Origin of the sequence: Paraburkholderia azotifigens (assembly GCF_007995085.1) — a bacterium.
GTDB lineage: Bacteria > Pseudomonadota > Gammaproteobacteria > Burkholderiales > Burkholderiaceae > Paraburkholderia > Paraburkholderia azotifigens.
The window spans coordinates 2081956-2100321 of the sequence record NZ_VOQS01000001.1 but is presented as its reverse complement, the minus strand read 5'-3'; the positions used below and the strand labels follow the sequence as shown (position 1 = coordinate 2100321).

Genomic DNA, 18366 nt, shown 5'->3' with positions numbered 1-18366 from the left:
ATAGTCTCCAACCTCAGGTTTTCACGCTCGGCTTGCGGGCCTTCGCGGTTTTGGCAGCCGCTTTGGCCGTATCTGCCGCTGGCTTCGCTGTCGATTTCGAAGCCGGCTTGGGTGCATCGGCGGCGACGGCCTTTTTCGGCCTTGCCGGTTTTACGGCTGGACTTGCGGATTCTTCAGTGTCGGCTTCGCCGACCGTTGCTTCAGCTTCTTCCTCATCTGTTTCGGCTTCATGTACGGCCGCGCCCGCCGCCTTGTCGCGCTGCAAAAGCGGCGCGAGATACCGGCCGGTAAAACTTGCCTTCGACTTCGCGACCTGCTCCGGCGTGCCTTGCGCGATGATCTGACCGCCGCCGGCGCCGCCTTCGGGGCCGAGATCGATCACCCAGTCGGCAGTTTTTATCACATCGAGATTATGCTCGATGATGACCACCGTATTTCCTTGATCGCGCAACCGATGAATCACTTCGAGCAGCAGCGCGATGTCGTGGAAATGCAGGCCGGTGGTGGGCTCGTCGAGGATATAAAGTGTGCGACCCGTATCGCGCTTGCTCAGTTCCAGCGACAGCTTCACGCGTTGCGCCTCGCCGCCCGACAGCGTGGTCGCCGACTGGCCGAGACGGATATAGCCCAGACCCACGTCGAGCAGCGTCTTCAGTTTGCGCGCCACGACGGGCACGACCTTGAAGAAGTCGTACGCGTGCTCGACTGTCATGTCCAGCACTTCGCTGATGTTCTGGCCTTTATAGAGGATATCGAGCGTTTCGCGGTTGTACCGTTTGCCGTGACACACATCGCACGGCACGTACACGTCCGGCAGGAAGTGCATTTCGACCTTCAGCACGCCGTCGCCCTGACACGCTTCGCAGCGTCCGCCCTTCACGTTGAACGAGAAGCGGCCCGGATCGTAGCCGCGTTCCTTCGCGGCGGGCACGCCCGCGAACAGTTCGCGGATCGGCGTGAAGACGCCCGTGTAAGTGGCGGGATTCGAGCGCGGCGTACGGCCGATGGGCGACTGGTCGACGTTGATGACCTTGTCGAAATGCTCGAGGCCTTCGATCGCCTCGAACGGCGACGGCTCCGCCGACGAGCCGTACAGATGCTGCGCGACCGCGTGATAGAGCGTGTCGTTGATCAGCGTCGATTTGCCCGAACCGGACACGCCCGTCACGCAGGTCAGCAGACCGACGGGCAGATCGAGCGTGACGCGCTTCAGGTTGTTGCCGTATGCCTCGATGATGCGCAGATGGCGCTCGTCGGCCTGCTTGCGGTCGTCGGGGAATTCGATACGGCGCGCGCCCGCGAGATACTGGCCCGTCATCGACGCCGGATCGGCCTGCACTTCGACGGGCGTGCCTTCGGCGATCACCATGCCGCCGTGCTCGCCCGCGCCTGGTCCCATGTCGACGACGTAATCGGCCATGCGGATCATGTCTTCGTCGTGCTCGACGACGATCACCGAATTGCCGAGATCGCGCAGATGCTTGAGCGTCGAGATGAGCCGGTCGTTGTCGCGCTGATGCAGGCCGATGGACGGTTCGTCGAGCACGTACATCACGCCCGTCAGCCCCGAGCCGATCTGCGACGCGAGCCGGATGCGCTGCGCCTCGCCGCCCGACAGCGTTTCGGCGCTGCGTTCGAGCGACAGGTAATCGAGCCCGACGTTATTCAGAAACATCAGACGCGCGACGATTTCCTTGATGACCTTGTCGGCGATTTCGCGCTTCGCGCCTTCGAGACGCAGCGTCTGGAAGTAGCCGAGCGTGTCGCGCAGCGGCCAGCCGCTCACTTCGTAGATGCCGCGCGCGTCCGCGTCCGCGCCGATGCGCACGTAGCGCGCTTCGCGGCGCAGGCGCGTGCCTTCGCACGACGGGCACGCCTGGTTGTTCTGATACTTCGCGAGCTCCTCGCGCACCGCGACGGAATCCGTCTCGCGATAACGCCGCTCCAGATTCGGAATGATCCCTTCGAACACATGCTCGCGCACGGAAGTGCGGCCGCGCTCGTTGATGTACGAGAACGGCACCGTCTGCTTGCCCGAACCGTACAGCAGGATGTTGCGCACCTTTTCGGGCAAATCTTCGAAGGCGGTGTCGATGTCGAATTCGTAGAACGCCGCGAGGCTTTGCAGCATCTGGAAGTAGAACTGGTTGCGCCGGTCCCAGCCCTTCACGGCGCCTGCCGCGAGCGACAGCGACGGATGCGCGACCACGCGCTTCGGATCGAAGAACGTGATCTGGCCGAGGCCGTCACATTCCGGACACGCGCCCATCGGGTTGTTGAACGAGAAAAGGCGCGGCTCCAGTTCCTGCAGCGAATATGAGCAGATCGGGCACGCGAATTTGGAGCTGAACAGATGCTCCTTGTCGGTGTCCATTTCGAGCGCGATCGCGCGGCCGTCGGCGAGACGCAGTGCCGTTTCGAACGATTCCGCGAGACGCTGCTTCGCGTCCGCGCGCACCTTCAGCCGGTCGACGACGACGTCGATCGTGTGCTTGTCGTTCTTCTTCAGCTGCGGCAGCGAGTCGACTTCGTAGATTTTCGCGACGCCTTCATTGGCCGTGCCGCCGCCCGAGCGCACGCGAAAACGGATGAAGCCTTGCGCCTGCATGTCTTCGAACAGTTCGGTGTGCTCGCCCTTGCGATTCGCGACGACGGGCGCGAGGATCATCAGCTTCGTGTCTTCAGGCAGCGCGAGCGCGGCGTCCACCATCTGCGAGACGCTTTGCGCCTCGAGCGGAATTTCGTGGTCGGGGCAGTACGGCGTGCCGACACGTGCGTAAAGAAGTCGCAGGTAGTCGTGGATTTCGGTGACGGTGCCGACCGTCGAGCGCGGGTTGTGCGAGGTCGCTTTCTGCTCGATGGAGATGGCGGGCGACAGCCCTTCGATCAGGTCGACGTCCGGCTTTTCCATCAGCTGCAGAAATTGCCGGGCGTACGCAGACAGGCTCTCCACATAGCGGCGCTGGCCTTCCGCGTAGAGCGTGTCGAAGGCGAGCGACGATTTGCCCGAGCCGGACAGGCCGGTAATCACGACCAGCTTGTGACGCGGCAAGTCGAGATTGACGTTCTTCAGGTTGTGGGTCCGAGCCCCACGGATACGGATTTGTTCCATGAACCGGCGGGAAGAGGAGAAGGCTAAACCTGCTACTATAACGACTTTTCCAGACCGCCGTTACGGCTTCCTGACAGTGCGCAAACGGCGTGCTGACAGGGACGAAAGCGTCGTTTTTTGCGGTTCAGCGTTGCGGGAAAGGTTCGTAGGTAAGGGCGATTTCCGCCTTCTGCAAGACAGCCGGCGCCCGTTATAAGCTCGGCCAGCGTCAGATGCCGCGCGTGCATCGTGCGAGCGACCATCACGCGACTCGCTGCCCGTTCATTCGAAAATCGTTCCCGATGTCCAATCCGTCCGCCACATCTTCACGCATGAGCGCGCCTGAGCTGCGCGCGACCGTGTCGCTTGCCGCGATCTTCGCGCTGCGCATGCTGGGTCTCTTCATGATCATGCCCGTCTTCTCGATCTACGCGAAGACGATCCCGGGCGGCGACAACGTGTTGCTGGTCGGCATCGCGCTCGGCGCATACGGCGTGACGCAATCGCTGCTGTATATCTTCTACGGCTGGATTTCCGACAAGGTCGGCCGCAAGCCCGTGATCGCGACGGGGCTGCTGATCTTCGCGCTCGGCAGCTTCGTCGCCGCGTTCGCGCACGATATGACGTGGATCATCGTGGGCCGCGTGATTCAGGGGATGGGCGCCGTGTCGTCGGCCGTGATCGCGTTCATCGCGGACCTGACGGCCGAAGAGCATCGCACGAAGGCCATGGCGATGGTGGGCGGCTCGATCGGCGTGTCGTTCGCCGTGGCGATCGTCGGCGCGCCGATCGTGTTTCACTGGCTCGGCATGAGCGGCCTGTTCGCGCTCGTCGGCATCTTCTCGATCCTGGCCATCGGCGTGGTGCTGTGGGTCGTGCCCGACGCGCCAAAGCCCGTGCACGTGCGCGCGCCGTTCCGCGAAGTCCTGCACAACCCGGAACTGCTGCGCCTGAACTTCGGCGTGCTGGTGCTGCATGCCACGCAAACGGCGCTGTTTCTGGTCGTGCCGCGCATTCTCGAAGCGGGCGGACTGCCCGTATCGTCGCACTGGAAGATTTACCTGCCCGTGATGGGCCTCGCCTTCGTAATGATGGTGCCCGCCATCATCGCCGCGGAAAAGCGCGGCAAGATGAAAGCGGTGCTGCTGAGTGCGATTGGTCTTATCCTGATCGGACAGTTACTGCTTGGCGTCGCACCGCATACCATCCTGACTGTGGCCGCAATCCTGTTCGTCTACTTCCTGGGCTTCAATATTCTGGAAGCATCGCAGCCTTCGCTGGTGTCGAAGCTTGCTCCGGGCAACCGCAAGGGCGCGGCAGCCGGCGTGTACAACACCACGCAGTCGATCGGGCTTGCAATGGGCGGCGTGATCGGCGGCTGGCTGCTGAAAGTGGACGGACAAAGCGCGGTTTTCTTTGCGTGCTCGGGGCTCGTCGCATGCTGGCTTATAATCGCCGCCAGCATGAAACAGCCGCCGCGAAAGGCATAAGGTTTTAGGGCTCGAATTTACAGGCGGCGGGTAACAACGGGGCGCGCTTTCCGGTCACTCAGAAGCGGCCGTGGCGTAGAAGCCATCCAGTGCCGCGTCGCCGGAACGGAATCAACAGGAGAAACTCATGGCATCCGTGAACAAGGTCATTCTCGTCGGCAATCTGGGCGCCGATCCGGAAGTTCGTTATCTTCCGAGCGGCGACGCGGTGGCGAACATCCGCCTTGCCACGACCGATCGCTACAAGGACAAGCAGTCGGGCGAATTCAAGGAAATGACGGAATGGCACCGCATTTCGTTCTTCGGTCGCCTCGCTGAAATCGTGTCGGAGTACCTGAAGAAAGGCTCGTCGGTGTACATCGAAGGCCGCATCCGTACGCGCAAATACCAGGCGCAGGACGGCACCGACCGTTACGCGACGGAAATTGTTGCTGACCAGATGCAGATGCTCGGCGGCCGCGGCGGTGCGGGCGGCGGCGGTGGTGGCGATGACGGCGGCTATAGCCGTGGCGAATCGATGGAACGCGGCGGCGGCCGCATGTCCGGCGGCGGCGGTGGTGGCCGTGTCGCGGGCGGCGGCGGTGGCGGCGGCGGTCAGAGCCGTCCGAGCGCGCCGGCTGGCGGCGGCTTCGACGAAATGGACGACGATATTCCGTTCTAAGACCTATCAGGCCTCAAAGACGCAGCGAAGCAACAGGCGTCGAACAAATGCAAAACACCCCGCCATCGAGCGGGGTGTTTTTTTGTGCGTCAGCAGTGCTCGATTCGCGCTGAGAGGCAGCGCCAGCCAGCCTCAGGCCAGTCCGCCATTCGCCCGCAGAATCTGCCCATTGACCCACGCGCCATCCGAACCCGCGAGAAACGCGACCACGGACGCAATATCCTCCGGCTGCCCAAGCCGTTGCAGCGGCGGCATCTTCGCGAAGTTCTGGATCTGCTCTTCCGTCTTGCCGTCAAGGAACAGCGACGTCGCGACGGGCCCCGGCGCCACCGCATTGACGGTGATGTTGCGCCCGCGCAATTCCTTCGCGAACACATGCGTGAACGATTCGACAGCGGCCTTCGTCGCGTTGTAGACGGCATAGCCGGGCATGTTCATCGCGAGCGTCGTGCTCGAAAAATTGACGATGCGTCCGCCCGCGTTCATCCTCGTCGCCGCTTCGCGCAGTGTGTTGAAGGTGCCGCGCACGTTGATATCGAAAGCCTGCGCGAAGAGCGCGTCGCTGGTGTCGGCAAGCGGCACCGTCTTCAGGATGCCCGCGTTGTTGACCAGCACGTCGACGCGGCCGAGCTGCTGCTCGGTGGCATCGAACAGGCGGCGCACGTCGTCGGCATTCGAGACGTCCGCCTTCACCGCGATCGCTGCCGCGCCTTCCGCCTTCAGTTCGGCGACGAGCGCGTCCGCTTCCGTCGAACTGGCCGCATAGTTCACGACGACGGCAAATCCGTCGGCGGCCAGCCGTCGCGCGATCGCCGCGCCGATGCCCCGCGAAGCGCCCGTGACGATGGCGACCTGTGCATTCTTGACGTTGTTCATGATCCGATTCCTTGAATTAGTGAGTGGGGTGAGAAGGATGATCGGATATCTCGAAGAAGAGATAATCTGGCAAAACTTGTTATCATCGTTCCATTCACTTCAACAATGGCGTGAGTCCCGCCGCCGCGAGCCATCCATGGACCGTTTTCAGGAAATGCAGGTGTTCGTCCGGATCGCCGAGCGGCAGAGCTTCACGCGTGCCGCCGACGATCTGCAGATTCCCCGCGCCACCGTCACGAATCTGATGAAGCGGATGGAAACGCGGCTCGGCGCGCGCCTGCTGGAGCGCACGACGCGCACCGTGCGCCTCACGCACGACGGCGAAGCGTATTACCGCCGCTGCGTGCGTCTGCTCGCGGACATGGAAGAGGCCGAAGGCTCGTTTCGCGACGCCGCGCCGAAAGGGCTGCTGCGCGTGAACCTGCAGGGCACGCTCGCACGGCACTTCGTCGTGCCGGCGTTGCCGGAGTTTTTATCGCGCTATCCGGGCATCGAGCTGTATATCGGCGAGGACGACCGGCTGGTCGATCTGGTGCGCGAGGGCGTCGATTGCGTGCTGCGCGCGGGCAATCTGCAGGATTCGTCGATGGTGGGGCGGCGCGTTGCGCGGCTCGAACAGGTGACCGTTGCGAGTCCCGCGTATCTCGAGCGATTCGGCACGCCCGACAGCCCCGACGCGCTCGCGACGCACCGCGCCATCAACTACATATCGAGTGCGACGGGCAATGCGTTGCCGCTCGAATTCACCGTCGACGAGCGCGTCGTCGAGATCGGTCTGGAGGCGATCGTGTCCGTGACGGGCACCGACCTCTACACGGGCTCGGCCGTCGCGGGGCTCGGTCTCGTGCAGGTGCCGCGCTACCGCGTGCAGAACGAGCTTGCGGCGGGCAGCCTCGTCGTCGTGCTGCCCGGCTTTCCGCCTCCGCCGATGCCCGTCACCGTGCTCTATCCGCAGAACCGCCAGTTGTCGTCGCGGGTTCGGGTGTTCGCTCAATGGCTGCGCGAAATCTTCGACGCCGCAGGCGGGCTGGACATCGGCTGATGTGCTTTGAAGCGTACTAGGGCGCGCGGTCGAGATGCGCGAGCGCATCGCGCATCGGCTGGCTGGACGAAACGATCGGCCCCGTCAGCGGTGTGTCGAGATCGACGATCACATAGACGGCCGAGGCGATCGACACCGCGCCCAGCATGATCATCACGAGCGCCAGCGCATTGCGCGGGGCGACGAGGCCGAAGCACAGGAAGATCACCATCAGCCAGAACGTGAGCGTCGTGAGAAAAGGCTTGGAGATCGAACTATGCGCTTCTTCGATCAGGGTCCAGCGACCCCTGGTCACGCGTTCGAAACGCGCAATGCATTCGGCCAGGGTGGTCTGCTGGTAGCGGTTCGTGGGCTCCAGTTCGCGCACGGCGAGGTACGCCGCGTTCAGCATATCGCCGAGTTGCGCGTCTTCGAGGTTGTCGTGATACAGATCGGCGGTCATACGCGGATAGCGGCCCGCCGGCGGCTCTTCGCGAGGCCACGTTCTCGCGATCGCCGCGGCCGTGTAAGTGCGCAGCAGCTCGCGCGGCCGGTCTGCGTCGGGACCGTACTGGCGCAACGCCGTGTCGAGCTGGATCAGCTCGGCGGCATAGGCGCGAAAGCCGTTGCCGACGGTATCGAAGCTGCTTTTCGCCGACGCCGTGAGCAGGCCCAGCACCAGCGCCGCGAAGGTCACGAGCATCGTGATCACCAGCTGGATCAGCTGCATGGTCTCGTGCTTGCGGTGCTCTTCCGGCAAATAAGGCTTGCCGAAAAAACCCACACCCGTTCCCACCAGAAGCAGGACGAACACCACGAGCGCTGACGTTGTCTCTTGCATGAGCGGGGTCCGAATAGCCGTCGCTCCGCTAATGTCCAACAACCCGACGGCGCGGGCAAGCCAGCCGGCTGCCGGATTGTTAAATCAACGGCGCAAAACCCACATATCGAGAAGAAAGATTGCGCAAGCAGTGAACGCCTATGCGCAAGATCAAATTTGCGAACATTTCGCAGGAAAGCCACTGTCTGGCCCATAAAGTTTTGGGCGAACCGGCCGTAACTGAAATTGTGGTGCGTTTGCTTAAATTTTAATCGAGTTGCGGACCTTGCCGATGGGCCTGGGCGCAGCAAGCCTGCCGTGGAACCGGGAGATTCCAGGCATGCGGCCATAGGAGACACGCTTCATGTTGAAAGGTCTTTCGATTCGCGCATACCTCACGTTGATGATCGTGCTGTTCGGCATCGTGTTGCTGATCGGCGCGGCAGCCGGGCTGTTGTCGCTGCGTGAGAGCAATGCGTCACTGCAACAGATGTACACCGTCGACACGCCCGCCGTGGCCGACCTCGAGGGCAGCGCCGGACAGCTGCTGCGCCTGCGTCTCGCACTGGCAACGTATGCTTCGCTGATCGAACTGAACGATCAGGAAGGCGCCGACGCCGTGCTCAAGCGTTTCGATACGTATCAGAAGGTGTCGAACGACCGGCTTTCGCACTACATCAGCAAGGCGAGCAACGACGCCGACGAGCAACGCCTCATCAAGGACATGCAGGACAAGCGCGACACCTTCCTGCGCGAAGGCGTCGAGCCCGCGCTCGCGGCGCTCAAGTCCGGCGACAAGGCGGCATTCCAGCAGCTGCAGGCGCACAAGCTGTCGCCGCTCTATAGCGCTTTTGAAAAGGCGATGCTGACGCTCGAGAAGCTTCAGCTCGATCACGGCGAGCAGCGCTATCAGGATGCGCAACAGCTGTTCTATACGATCAGCGTCGGCGTGGCGATCGGCATGGCGGCCACGCTGATCTTCGCGTGGATCGGACGCGTGCTGATGGTGCGCGCGATCGTGCATCCCGTCGACGCCACCATCGATCAGTTCCAGCGCATCGCGAACGGCGACCTGACGGGCCGCATCGACATCGTCGGCGACAACGAAATGGGACGTCTCGCGGCGGCGCTGCGCAAGATGCAGGACTCGCTGATCGCGACGGTCAGCACGGTGCGCCACGGCACGGATTCCATCGACACGGGCGTGAGCGAAATCGCCGCGGGCAACACGAACCTGTCGCAGCGCACGGAAGAGCAGGCTGCTTCGCTCGAAGAGACGGCGGCGAGCATCGAAGAGCTCACGTCGACGGTCAAGCAGACGGCCGACAATGCGAAGCAGGCAAGCACGCTCGCGCAGGGCGCATCGACGCTCGCGGCGCAGGGCGGCGACCTCACGCAGCAGGTGGTCGGCACGATGCAGCAGATCGTCGACGATTCGCGGCGCATTGCCGACATCGTCGGCGTGATCGAAGGCATCGCGTTCCAGACCAACATTCTTGCGTTGAACGCGGCTGTCGAAGCGGCGCGTGCCGGCGAGCAGGGGCGCGGCTTCGCGGTGGTCGCGAGCGAGGTGCGTTCGCTCGCGCAACGCAGCGCGGCAGCGGCGAAGGAAATCAAAGGCCTGATCGGCGAATCGACGGAACGCGTGACGGCGGGCGCGGATCTCGTCCAGCGCTCGGGTTCGACGATGACGGAGATCGTCGATGCCATCGCGCGCGTCAGCGCGATCATGGGCGAAATCGCCGAGGCCGCGACGGAGCAGAGCACGGGTATCGATCAGGTGAATCTCGCCGTCGCGCAGATGGACGAGGTGACGCAGCAGAACGCGGCGCTCGTCGAGCAGGCGGCGGCAGCGGCGAGTTCGCTCGAAGAGCAGGCGCGTCGCCTGACGGACGCGGTTTCCGTCTTCAAGACGGATAGCGCGCAGGCTGTATCGTCGCGTGTGGCCGCGCGCCGCGCCCTGGTCCAGACGAAGGAAGCGGCGCTGCCGCTGGAGACGGCGGAAGCCGTCTGAAGGTATCGGTAAAGGCTGTGCAAAACAAAACGGCGGTGCAGGCATTCAAGCCTGCACCGCCGTTCTTCTTCTGGCGTGACGCGTTTAAGGCCGCTGCGCGTAATACTTCGCGACGCCGTCGATTTCCTCCGGCGTCATGTGGCGCGCGACGTTGCGCATCTGCTCGTTGATGTCGTTACGCCGGTCGCCGTTCGCAAACGCGCGCAGCTGCGCCGCCATATACACCGACGACTGGCCGCCCAGCCACGGCGCGGCGCCCTTGCGGTCGAGGTCGCCGTGACAGGCCGCGCAGGGTGCGATGTTGCGCATCGGCGAGCCTTCACTGACGAGCTTGCGGATGCTCACGTCCTCGGCCGTGCGCTGCTCGACGGCGGCGGGACGCGGCAGCGTCGAATAGTAGTTGGCCAGATCGTGCAGGTCGCGATCGTTCAGACGCGCGATGATGGGCGGCATGATCGAGTTCACGCGCTGGCCGCTCTGGTAGTCGCGCAACTGCTTGTAGACGACGTCGGCATACTGTCCGGCGAGCACGGGCGCCGTGACCTGGATCAGGCTTACCACGCCGTGGCACATCGAGCAGTTCTGCGCGAGCGTCGCGCCGCGCCCGATCGACTCGGCGCCTGGCCGCTCGCGGCCCCACGGCGGCGCGGGCGGCAGCACGAGCACGTTGCTCGGCGCGGGGCCGGCGATGTTCTCGCTTTGCGTGTACCAGCTCGACGGCGCGCCCGCCGCGCTGCAGATCGTTGCCCACAGTCCGCGCTGCGTGAAGTCGGCATGCTTCGACGGCAGCCAGACGAAGCCAATCAGAATCGACACAACGGCAATGGCGATCGTGCCGAGCACGCTCGACGTGAACCATCGGTTGCTGAAGCTGAAGACGCGTTCTTCGTTCATCACCGCGCTCCCACCGACACGGCCGGCACCGACGTCTGCTGCAAGCCGAGCAGCTGCGCGATGGGCACGCTGTAGTTGACCACCGTCAGTCCGATCATCAGCGCGACCCACAGGCCGAAGCTGTTCAGCGCAGCAGGCACACGCTCGACGGGATGCACGGTCGCGCTGAAGCGGAACTCCTTCGGCTGCTCGAGCGTGCCGAACTGCGACTTCGCGAGGATGTACAGGAACAGCAGGCCGGAAATCACGAGGATCAGTCCGCCGAATGCGGACACTGCGACCCAGATGGCCTGCGGCGCGATCGCGGGATTGCTGTAGTCGTAATAGGCCATGCGGCGCGGCGCGCCGAGCAGGCCGACGTAGTGCCACGGCAGCGTGACGACCATCATGCCGATGAACCACAGCCACAGCTGCCAGCGCACCAGACGGACGGACCAGATCGCGCGGCCCGTCAGCTGCGGCCACAGTTCATACGCGATCGCAAAGTACATGATGACGATCGCGCCGCCGAAGATCAGATGGAAGTGCCCCGTGACCCACTGCGTGTTGTGGATCGTTTCGTTTAGCTGATAGCTCATGTTGATGAGCCCGCCCGCGCCGCCGAAGCCGAGCATGATGAACGAGAACGCGATCACGAGCATCATCGGGTTGTCCCACGGCAGCGCCTTCAGCCAGCCGAACGCGCCCTTGCCGCCGCGCAGCCGTCCGGCGATTTCCACCGACGCGCAGATCGTGAACACGGTGAGCAGCGTCGGCACCGACACCATGCCCGTGAACACTGCGTGCACGAACTTGAAGCCCGCGCCGACCTGCGGATCGGCGAACAGATGGTGGATGCCGATCGGCATCGCGAACACGAGGAACAGGATGAACGACACGCGCGCCATCGAATCGCTGTACAGCCTGCCGCCGATCGCGCGCGGCACCAGCGTGTAATACGCGATATACGACGGCACCAGCCAGAAATAGACGATCGCGTGCAGCGTCCACGAAAACAGCACGCGCGCGAGGCCGGCGTCGATGGTCGACTTCAGGCCGAGCGCGACAGGCAGGATCTGGAACAGGATTTCGAGCGCCGCGCCGACGGCCGTCCACGCCCACAGATACGCGCCCGCCACGTTTGCATACATCGCGAGCGGCACCGGCTTGCCGGGATTCGCGCGCTTCCAGATGCGCAGGTTGATGCCCATCAGCGCGACCCAGATCCACGAGCCGACCACGACGAGCACGACGCCGAGGTAGTAGAACGGACTGCCGATCATGGGCGGATAGAAGGTGAAGAGCACGGATGCCTGACCGGCCGCGACGGGCACCATCGCCATCACCGCGCCGACCACGAGCAGGATGAACGCGGCCCATGCCCATTTCAGGCCGACCAGCGCCTGCTGCAGCGCGAGCTCGACGATTGCGTAACCGAAGGCCATCGCCACCAGCGTGGGCAGCACATAGGCCATCACCGTGCCGTGTGCCGTCACCGAGCGGTAGTACAGCTCAGGCTGGCCGATCCACGGATGCAGCGGACTGCGCACGAGCATCTGCCATGCGCCCAGCAGCAGCGCAATGCCGAACGCGATGAACGCGAGCCAGAAGTGCGCGAGAACGAGTCGCTTAGCGTGAAACACAGCTGAGCCTCCGGTTTTGTTTGGCCTGTTCGAAGAAGGCAGCTTTGTCGATGACCTTCACGTGCGCCCACATCGTCTGATGGCCGAAGCCGCAGAACTCGTGGCAGGGCATCAGATGGTCGGCGGGTTGCGGGAAGGAGGAGGAGAACGTCGCGACATAGCCCGGTACGACCATCGTGTTGATGTTCGTATCCGTGACGAGCAGGCCGTGCACGACATCGGCGCTCGTCGTGCGGAACGTGATATCGGTGTCGGCGGGCACCAGCAGACACTGTGGCGTGAACGAATACTGCTGCGCGATGAAGCGCACGACCACGGAGCCGTCCGGCTCGACGGCGCTGCCGAGATTGCTTTCGACAAATTCGCCCGACATCTGCAGCCGCGACGGATCGATCGTTTCGACGCGCGACGGCGGCATCATCGCCCAGTGCAGGCCCGAGTACACGACGACCACGAGCATGAAGACGACGATCGCGATGACGAAATACGCCCAGCGCTTTTCCGAGCGCTCGGCGACGGCATGGCCGCTATCCGGGGAATGGGAAGGTTGGGTCGACATGATCAGTGAATGACGCCACGCGGCAGAAACACGAGAAAGTAGAAGCCGATCCAGATCGCCAGCACGACCACGGCCGCCACGCCCGCGACCGCGATCGCGCCGTGCGGGCCTTGTGCGACGATGCGTTCGACTTCGGCATCCGAAGCGTTGCCGTCGTGGTCGCCGGAGTGATTGCCAGGGTCCATCTACAGATCTCCGAAGACAGGGGTTTTATGCGAGTGATGTGGGCTAACGCAGCGGCGCCTTGCGCAGTTCGTTGACCTGCTTTGCCGTTACAGGCTTGCCGTGGTTGCCCCACGCCGTGCGGATATACGTGACGACAGCAGCCGCGTCGGCGTCGTTCAGCTCCTGCGCGAACGGCGGCATGCCGTACGGTTCGGGATTGCGCCGCGTGCCCGGCGGAAAGCCGCCGTTCAGCACGATGCGGATCGGATTGACGGCCGAGTCCATTTCGATCGACTGGTTGCGCGCGAGGGGCGGGTAGTGCTGCAGCTTGCCTTCGCCGTGCTCGCCGTGACAGGTCGCGCACTTCTGCATGTAGATGCGCTGGCCGGTTTCGAACACGGCGGGCTTCACGGTCGCCGACGGGCCCGTCTTGCGGCCGGGATCGTTGTCGGGCAGCGTCTTCAGATAGACGGCCATCGCTTTCACGTCGTCGTCGGTCATGTATTGCAGGCTGTGATACGTGACCTCGGCCATCGGACCGTACACCGCGCCGCGATCCGAAATGCCCGCCTGCAGCAGATCGACGATGTCCTTGATGCTCCAGTCGCCGAGACCGCCGTCCTTGTCGGACGTGAGCGACGGCGCGTACCAGTTCTGCACGGGAATCAGGCCGCCCGCGAACTGCTCACTCTTCGACGAGCCGCCGAGCAGGTTGATCTTCGTATGGCACATCGAGCAATGGCCGAGTCCTTCGACCAGATACGCGCCGCGATTCCATTCGACCGAGCGGCTCGGATTCGGCTGGAACTCGCCTTCGCGGAAATACAGCGAGCGCCAGCCGACCAGCAGCTCACGCTGGTTGAACGGGAAGCGCAGCTCGTGCGTGCGGTTGGGCTGATGCACGGCTTCCACCGACTTCAGATACGCGAAGATCGCGTCGGAGTCTTCGCGCGTGACCTTCGTGTAGGCCGCGATCGGCATTGCGGGATAGATCAGCTTGCCGTCCGGGCTCTTGCCCGTGCGCATCATCTTGAAGAAATCGTCGGCCGTCCATCTGCCGATGCCGTACTCGTTGTCGGGGCTGATGTTCGGCGTGTACAGCGTGCCGAACGGCGTCTCCATCGCGAGGCCGCCGCCGAAGGTCTTGCCGCGCGGCGCGGTGTGGCATGCGACGCAATCGCCCGCGCGCGCCAGATACTCGCCGCGCACGACCTGTTCGGATCGTGTGCCCGCGCCGGCAGGTGAGGCGGTGTCGGCTGCATCCGCATTGGCGACGGCGGCGAGCGCGAACGCGACGCCCGTTGCAAGCGGCAGCGTGACACGGCGCGTCAGACGCACGACGTGTTGCATGCGCGTCACAATATTAATCGGCACGGAATTGATCGAGATCAAACCTGATGCAATGGAGCTAAAGGAGAGAGTCTTCATTCCGGTTGGCTCCCACATGCGAGCGGCAGCTTGCCGGGCAATCGCGGCACGGGCCGCGGATCGGCGGGACGCGGCTGGCGCGCGAGCCAGCTCGAGACGGCCGTGATGTCCTTGTCGTTGAGTTTGACGGCGATGCCATGCATGCAGTCCGGCGCGAGCGCATGACGCGTGCCCGCGCGCCACGTGCCCATCTGTCCGGCGATATAGCTTGCATGCAGACCGAGCAGCCCGGGAATGCCCGGCTGCTGGCCCGTCAGCCGCTCGCCGTGACACGCGACGCAGGCGGGAATGCCGCGCTTCGCATCGCCTTGCACGACGAGCTGCTTGCCGTAATCGAGCGTTGCCTGAGGCAGCGGGTTCGTATCGGGATTCGGATAGGGCGGCTGCATGTCGGCGAAATACCGGCTGATCTTGCGCAGATAGTCGTCGGGCAGAAACGCGAGCAGATAGCCCATCGGCGGATAGGTGCGGCCGCCGTCGCGGAAGGATTGCAACTGGTTGAACAGATACTCGGCGGGCTTGCCTGCGATGCGCGGGAAATAGTCGTTGTTGCGCCCCTGGCCCTGCACGCCATGACAGGTGGTGCACGCGTGCATTTTCTCGTCCATCGCCGATGGCGCGGGCGCGTCATTCGACGCGGCAAACGATGGCCTCGCATACACAGTGCAAAGAGCGCATAACAGCAACAGGATCGAAGAGCCGATGGTTCTGCGATGCACGACTGGCCTCGTAGGGAAATAGGGTTTCTAAATTTCGTTGTGTAATACCCCGAGGAAGAGTCGCGTGGCGCTCTTCACTCTTGCTTCTCTACCGCGGCCGCCTAAGCGACCCAGGACATGCGAATGACCGATGCTCCTACATGCGCGGCGCCGCCAGTGTAAGCAACCCGGCTCGAGCATGCAGAAGAGGGTGCGACATCTGTGCGGGGCACTCCTCGCGCCTCGTCGATCCCGCGATCGCTTTTTACGTTAGGTCATCAGGATGACGTAGGCATTGCAATCATCATAGGTGGCAATCGGCGACGTTTCAACGAATGCCAAAAAGCGCGTGCAGACGTTGTCGCGTCAATCGGGCATACTCGCAGACCTCCCGCGTCAGGCGAGCAGACGCATGAACGCTTCGCGCGCATTCGTGACGTGCTCACTTTCGCCGGGCCGTCCGGGCAGCAGATGGAACTCGACGGCCGGTAACTGCGGCAGGCTGATTGCAGGCGGACACGGCACCATGCCCGAACCGATCGACGATTCGTTCAGACATGAGATGCCGAGCCCGGCCTTCAACGCCAGCTGAAGACCGGCCATGCCCGATGCCGAATGCGACACGAGATAAGGGACCTTGCTTTCGTCGAGCAACCGGACGACGAAACGTTGCAGCTGACAGGTCGACGGCAACAGCACGAGATGAAACGGCATCGCGATGTGGCGCGGATCGGCATCGGCGGACATCGCCCACACCAGCTTCTCGCGTCGCACGACGGTGCTCGCCGCGTGCGGGCGGGCCGGCGCGGCGCGCTTCGTGCCAGGCGCGACGATGCGCAACGACAGGCCGATATCGAATGTTCCGTCGTCCTCCAGGCCGCTGTCGATCACCGCGCTGGGCAGCACGGTCACATGCAGACGCAGCCGCGGATGCTGCTCGGAGAACATCTTCAGCACGCGTGCAACATCGTGCGGACGGTAGTAGTCGGTGATCGCGATACGCAACTCGCCGTCGAGCGCACGGCCTTGCAGGTCTTCGAATGCCGCTTCGCTCATCGCGAGGATGCGACGTGCGTGATCGAGCAGCTTCACGCCCGCGGGCGTCGCGGTGACGCCCAGCTTGCCGCGCAGGAACAGCGGCTGGCCGGCGCGCTCTTCGAGCTTCTTCAATTGCTCGCTCGCCGAGGACTGCGACAGGAACACGCGATCGGCACCCGCCGACACGCTGCCCGCTTCCGCGACGGCAACGAAGGTGCGCAGTTGCGCGAGGTCGAATGCACGCTGGTTCATGTTTCGGATTCTCCGATAGATCGCATCTTATTTTCCCGCTTTTCCGATTGACCGCGCAACCCTACGATGAGTGCCAACCGAGTTATCCGGAGGTCATCGTGGGACAGGGTTTTCAGGTATTGGGAACATCGGGCGGATTGAGCGCCCGTCACCGCTGGAAAGTGCTGGGCGTGGGCTTTGCAGCGAACGCAAGCTTCGCGGCGGCGTTTTCCGGCATTCCGACGACGGCGATTTTTCTGCGCAACGACTATCACATCGACAACGGCGGACTGGGTCTCGTGCTCGGCATGCTCGGGCTCGGCATTGCCGTGAGCGAGTTGCCGTGGGGACTGCTCACCGACCGCTGGGGTGACCGGCGCGTGCTGCTGCTTGGGCTGCTGACGACGGCGGCCGCGCTGGCCGCGATGGCGGGCTTCGTCGTGCCGCACGGCGCCGACGTGCCCGGCATCGTGCCGCTCGCGCTTGGACTGCTAACGGTCGGGCTGCTTGGCGGCAGCGTGAACGGGTCGAGCGGGCGCGCCGTGATGGCATGGTTTCGCGAAGGCGAACGCGGCCTTGCGATGAGCATCCGGCAGACGGCCGTGCCCGCGGGCGGCGGACTCGGCGCGCTGACGCTGCCCGCGCTTGCCGCGCACTTCGGTTTCGCGTCGGTGTATGGCGTGCTTGCCGCGCTGTGCGCCGTGACGGCCTGGTTCGCGTGGCGCTGGCTGCATGAGCCGCCTGAGTCGACGGCTTCCGTTGCCTCCAGCGGGGCCGCCCGGCACGCCGCGTCCGACAATTCCGTCACGCCGCTGCGCGATATCTCCGTGTGGCGCGTTGCACTGGGCATCGGTGTGCTGTGTGTGCCGCAGCTCGCGGTCGTCACGTTTGCGACCGTGTTTCTGCACGACTTCGGGCATGTGGGCGTGGTCGGGATCAGCGCGACGATGGCGGCCGTGCAGACGGGCGCGGCTGTCGCGCGTGTCTGGAGCGGACGCTGGACGGACCGGCACGGTAACCGGCGCCAGTACATGCGCGTGTGCAGCGTGCTGACGGCGCTGCTGTTCGCGACGCTCGCGCTGGCCGCGGCGGGGGCGGGGGCGGGCGGCGCGACGGGCGCTATGACGGCTTTGCTCGCGGCGCTGGTCGTGCTCGGCGGCGTCAGTGCGTCCGCATGGCACGGCGTCGCGTACACCGAGCTCGCGACGCTCGCGGGGACGCGCCGCGCGGGCACCGCGCTCGCGATGGGCAACACCTGCGCCTTCTTGACCTTGTTCATCACGCCGCTCGTCATTCCGCCGTTGCTTGCGGCAACTTCGTGGCCCCTGGTGTGGGCTATCGCGTGCCTTTGCGCACTGCTCGCGCTGCCCGTTTTCCCGCGACCGCTGCGTGCGGCGCGGTATGGAGCACGCGTGCGCGCGTGATCCGACGGGACTCGATCTTGATGCGCCTTTTGGGCGCTCGGCCAGTGGCTGAGCGCCCTTTCTCATTTTCGGGCCGCTTTTTCATTTAAAGGAAATCGGAAGTTTTCTGTGGAGCGGATTTGATGTGATCCGTCTGATTTTTCTGGCATAACGGTCAGATTTATTTTAAATACTGATTCGCAAAATTTATTTTTATAAGCCTGTTCCTCTTTTAAGCGTATATTGCGCGATAAAAAATGCGCGATGTGTCTAATTCCTATGCGGAATCCAATGTGCGCTGCCTGCGCTTTACGAGAATTACGCCGTGAGCCTCCATCTCTCTTTGCTCTGAAGC

The 18366-nt window shown here is 63.8% G+C and carries 15 protein-coding genes; 5 read left to right on the top strand and 10 right to left on the bottom strand.

Translation table 11 applies throughout. The features are described 5' to 3' along the window. Positions 1-13 precede the first annotated feature (13 nt). Positions 14-3112: an excinuclease ABC subunit UvrA gene (gene uvrA, locus FRZ40_RS09300; protein ID WP_028365002.1), complete on the bottom strand. Its 3099-nt coding sequence runs from the start codon at positions 3110-3112 to the stop codon at positions 14-16. A 311-nt stretch (positions 3113-3423) separates the two neighbouring features. Between uvrA and FRZ40_RS09295 the strand changes: the two genes are divergently transcribed. Both FRZ40_RS09295 and FRZ40_RS09290 read left to right on the top strand, forming a co-directional pair. Beyond that, positions 3424-4581, top strand: a complete 1158-nt coding sequence (locus FRZ40_RS09295) for an MFS transporter (RefSeq protein ID WP_028365001.1) — start codon at positions 3424-3426, stop codon at positions 4579-4581. Between the two features lie 127 nt (positions 4582-4708). Further along, positions 4709-5242, top strand: a complete 534-nt coding sequence (locus tag FRZ40_RS09290) for a single-stranded DNA-binding protein (RefSeq protein ID WP_028365000.1) — start codon at positions 4709-4711, stop codon at positions 5240-5242. Between the two features lie 132 nt (positions 5243-5374). Here FRZ40_RS09290 and FRZ40_RS09285 read toward each other — a convergent pair whose 3' ends face one another. Continuing rightward, the gene (locus tag FRZ40_RS09285; RefSeq protein WP_028364999.1) at positions 5375-6118 is read right to left on the bottom strand and encodes an SDR family oxidoreductase; all 744 of its coding nucleotides are present in this window, start codon (positions 6116-6118) and stop codon (positions 5375-5377) included. A gap of 136 nt (positions 6119-6254) precedes the next feature. On the opposite strand from FRZ40_RS09285, the gene FRZ40_RS09280 reads away from it, so the two are divergent. Next, a complete protein-coding gene (locus FRZ40_RS09280; RefSeq protein WP_028364998.1) occupies positions 6255-7160 on the top strand; it encodes a LysR family transcriptional regulator in 906 nt (301 codons plus the stop codon). A gap of 16 nt (positions 7161-7176) precedes the next feature. On the opposite strand, the gene FRZ40_RS09275 is transcribed toward FRZ40_RS09280, so the two are convergent. Next, positions 7177-7980, bottom strand: coding sequence for a bestrophin-like domain (locus FRZ40_RS09275; protein WP_147233940.1), 804 nt, complete (start codon positions 7978-7980; stop codon positions 7177-7179). A 343-nt stretch (positions 7981-8323) separates the two neighbouring features. Between FRZ40_RS09275 and FRZ40_RS09270 the strand changes: the two genes are divergently transcribed. Further along, the gene (locus FRZ40_RS09270; protein WP_147233939.1) at positions 8324-9973 is read left to right on the top strand and encodes a methyl-accepting chemotaxis protein; all 1650 of its coding nucleotides are present in this window, start codon (positions 8324-8326) and stop codon (positions 9971-9973) included. Positions 9974-10057: 84 nt separating this feature from the next. On the opposite strand, the gene FRZ40_RS09265 is transcribed toward FRZ40_RS09270, so the two are convergent. From FRZ40_RS09265 to FRZ40_RS09235, 7 genes are all read right to left on the bottom strand, one after another. Further along, positions 10058-10867 carry a c-type cytochrome gene (locus tag FRZ40_RS09265; protein ID WP_147233938.1) on the bottom strand — a complete coding sequence of 270 codons (810 nt, stop codon included), beginning with the start codon at positions 10865-10867 and terminating at the stop codon, positions 10058-10060. Then, complete coding sequence (locus FRZ40_RS09260; RefSeq protein WP_147233937.1) at positions 10867-12489, bottom strand: b(o/a)3-type cytochrome-c oxidase subunit 1; 1623 nt, start codon at positions 12487-12489, stop codon at positions 10867-10869. Before FRZ40_RS09260 ends, FRZ40_RS09265 begins: the two co-directional genes overlap by 1 nt. Next, positions 12476-13048: a cupredoxin domain-containing protein gene (locus tag FRZ40_RS09255; RefSeq protein ID WP_028364993.1), complete on the bottom strand. Its 573-nt coding sequence runs from the start codon at positions 13046-13048 to the stop codon at positions 12476-12478. Before FRZ40_RS09255 ends, FRZ40_RS09260 begins: the two co-directional genes overlap by 14 nt. A gap of 2 nt (positions 13049-13050) precedes the next feature. Next, positions 13051-13233, bottom strand: coding sequence for a hypothetical protein (locus FRZ40_RS09250; protein ID WP_028364992.1), 183 nt, complete (start codon positions 13231-13233; stop codon positions 13051-13053). 43 nt (positions 13234-13276) lie between these two features. Next, positions 13277-14563, bottom strand: coding sequence for a c-type cytochrome (locus FRZ40_RS09245; protein WP_420873851.1), 1287 nt, complete (start codon positions 14561-14563; stop codon positions 13277-13279). Positions 14564-14637: 74 nt separating this feature from the next. Next, entirely contained in the window at positions 14638-15360 is a 723-nt protein-coding gene (locus tag FRZ40_RS09240) for a c-type cytochrome (RefSeq protein WP_028364990.1), read from the bottom strand. 375 nt (positions 15361-15735) lie between these two features. Further along, a complete protein-coding gene (locus FRZ40_RS09235) occupies positions 15736-16629 on the bottom strand; it encodes a LysR family transcriptional regulator (protein WP_028364989.1) in 894 nt (297 codons plus the stop codon). Between the two features lie 98 nt (positions 16630-16727). Between FRZ40_RS09235 and FRZ40_RS09230 the strand changes: the two genes are divergently transcribed. Continuing rightward, positions 16728-18032 carry an MFS transporter gene (locus tag FRZ40_RS09230; RefSeq protein WP_240057126.1) on the top strand — a complete coding sequence of 435 codons (1305 nt, stop codon included), beginning with the start codon at positions 16728-16730 and terminating at the stop codon, positions 18030-18032. Positions 18033-18366 lie beyond the last annotated feature (334 nt).

Excerpts from the sequence above, each read along its gene's own strand:
- uvrA (WP_028365002.1), bottom strand. The coding sequence starts at position 3,112 with ATGGAACAAATCCGTATCCGTGGGGCTCGGACCCACAACCTGAAGAAC.
- FRZ40_RS09295 (WP_028365001.1), top strand. The coding sequence starts at position 3,424 with ATGAGCGCGCCTGAGCTGCGCGCGACCGTGTCGCTTGCCGCGATCTTC.
- FRZ40_RS09290 (WP_028365000.1), top strand. The coding sequence starts at position 4,709 with ATGGCATCCGTGAACAAGGTCATTCTCGTCGGCAATCTGGGCGCCGAT.
- FRZ40_RS09285 (WP_028364999.1), bottom strand. The coding sequence starts at position 6,118 with ATGAACAACGTCAAGAATGCACAGGTCGCCATCGTCACGGGCGCTTCG.
- FRZ40_RS09280 (WP_028364998.1), top strand. The coding sequence starts at position 6,255 with ATGGACCGTTTTCAGGAAATGCAGGTGTTCGTCCGGATCGCCGAGCGG.
- FRZ40_RS09275 (WP_147233940.1), bottom strand. The coding sequence starts at position 7,980 with ATGCAAGAGACAACGTCAGCGCTCGTGGTGTTCGTCCTGCTTCTGGTG.
- FRZ40_RS09270 (WP_147233939.1), top strand. The coding sequence starts at position 8,324 with ATGTTGAAAGGTCTTTCGATTCGCGCATACCTCACGTTGATGATCGTG.
- FRZ40_RS09265 (WP_147233938.1), bottom strand. The coding sequence starts at position 10,867 with ATGAACGAAGAACGCGTCTTCAGCTTCAGCAACCGATGGTTCACGTCG.
- FRZ40_RS09255 (WP_028364993.1), bottom strand. The coding sequence starts at position 13,048 with ATGTCGACCCAACCTTCCCATTCCCCGGATAGCGGCCATGCCGTCGCC.
- FRZ40_RS09250 (WP_028364992.1), bottom strand. The coding sequence starts at position 13,233 with ATGGACCCTGGCAATCACTCCGGCGACCACGACGGCAACGCTTCGGAT.
- FRZ40_RS09245 (WP_420873851.1), bottom strand. The coding sequence starts at position 14,563 with ATGCAACACGTCGTGCGTCTGACGCGCCGTGTCACGCTGCCGCTTGCA.
- FRZ40_RS09235 (WP_028364989.1), bottom strand. The coding sequence starts at position 16,629 with ATGAACCAGCGTGCATTCGACCTCGCGCAACTGCGCACCTTCGTTGCC.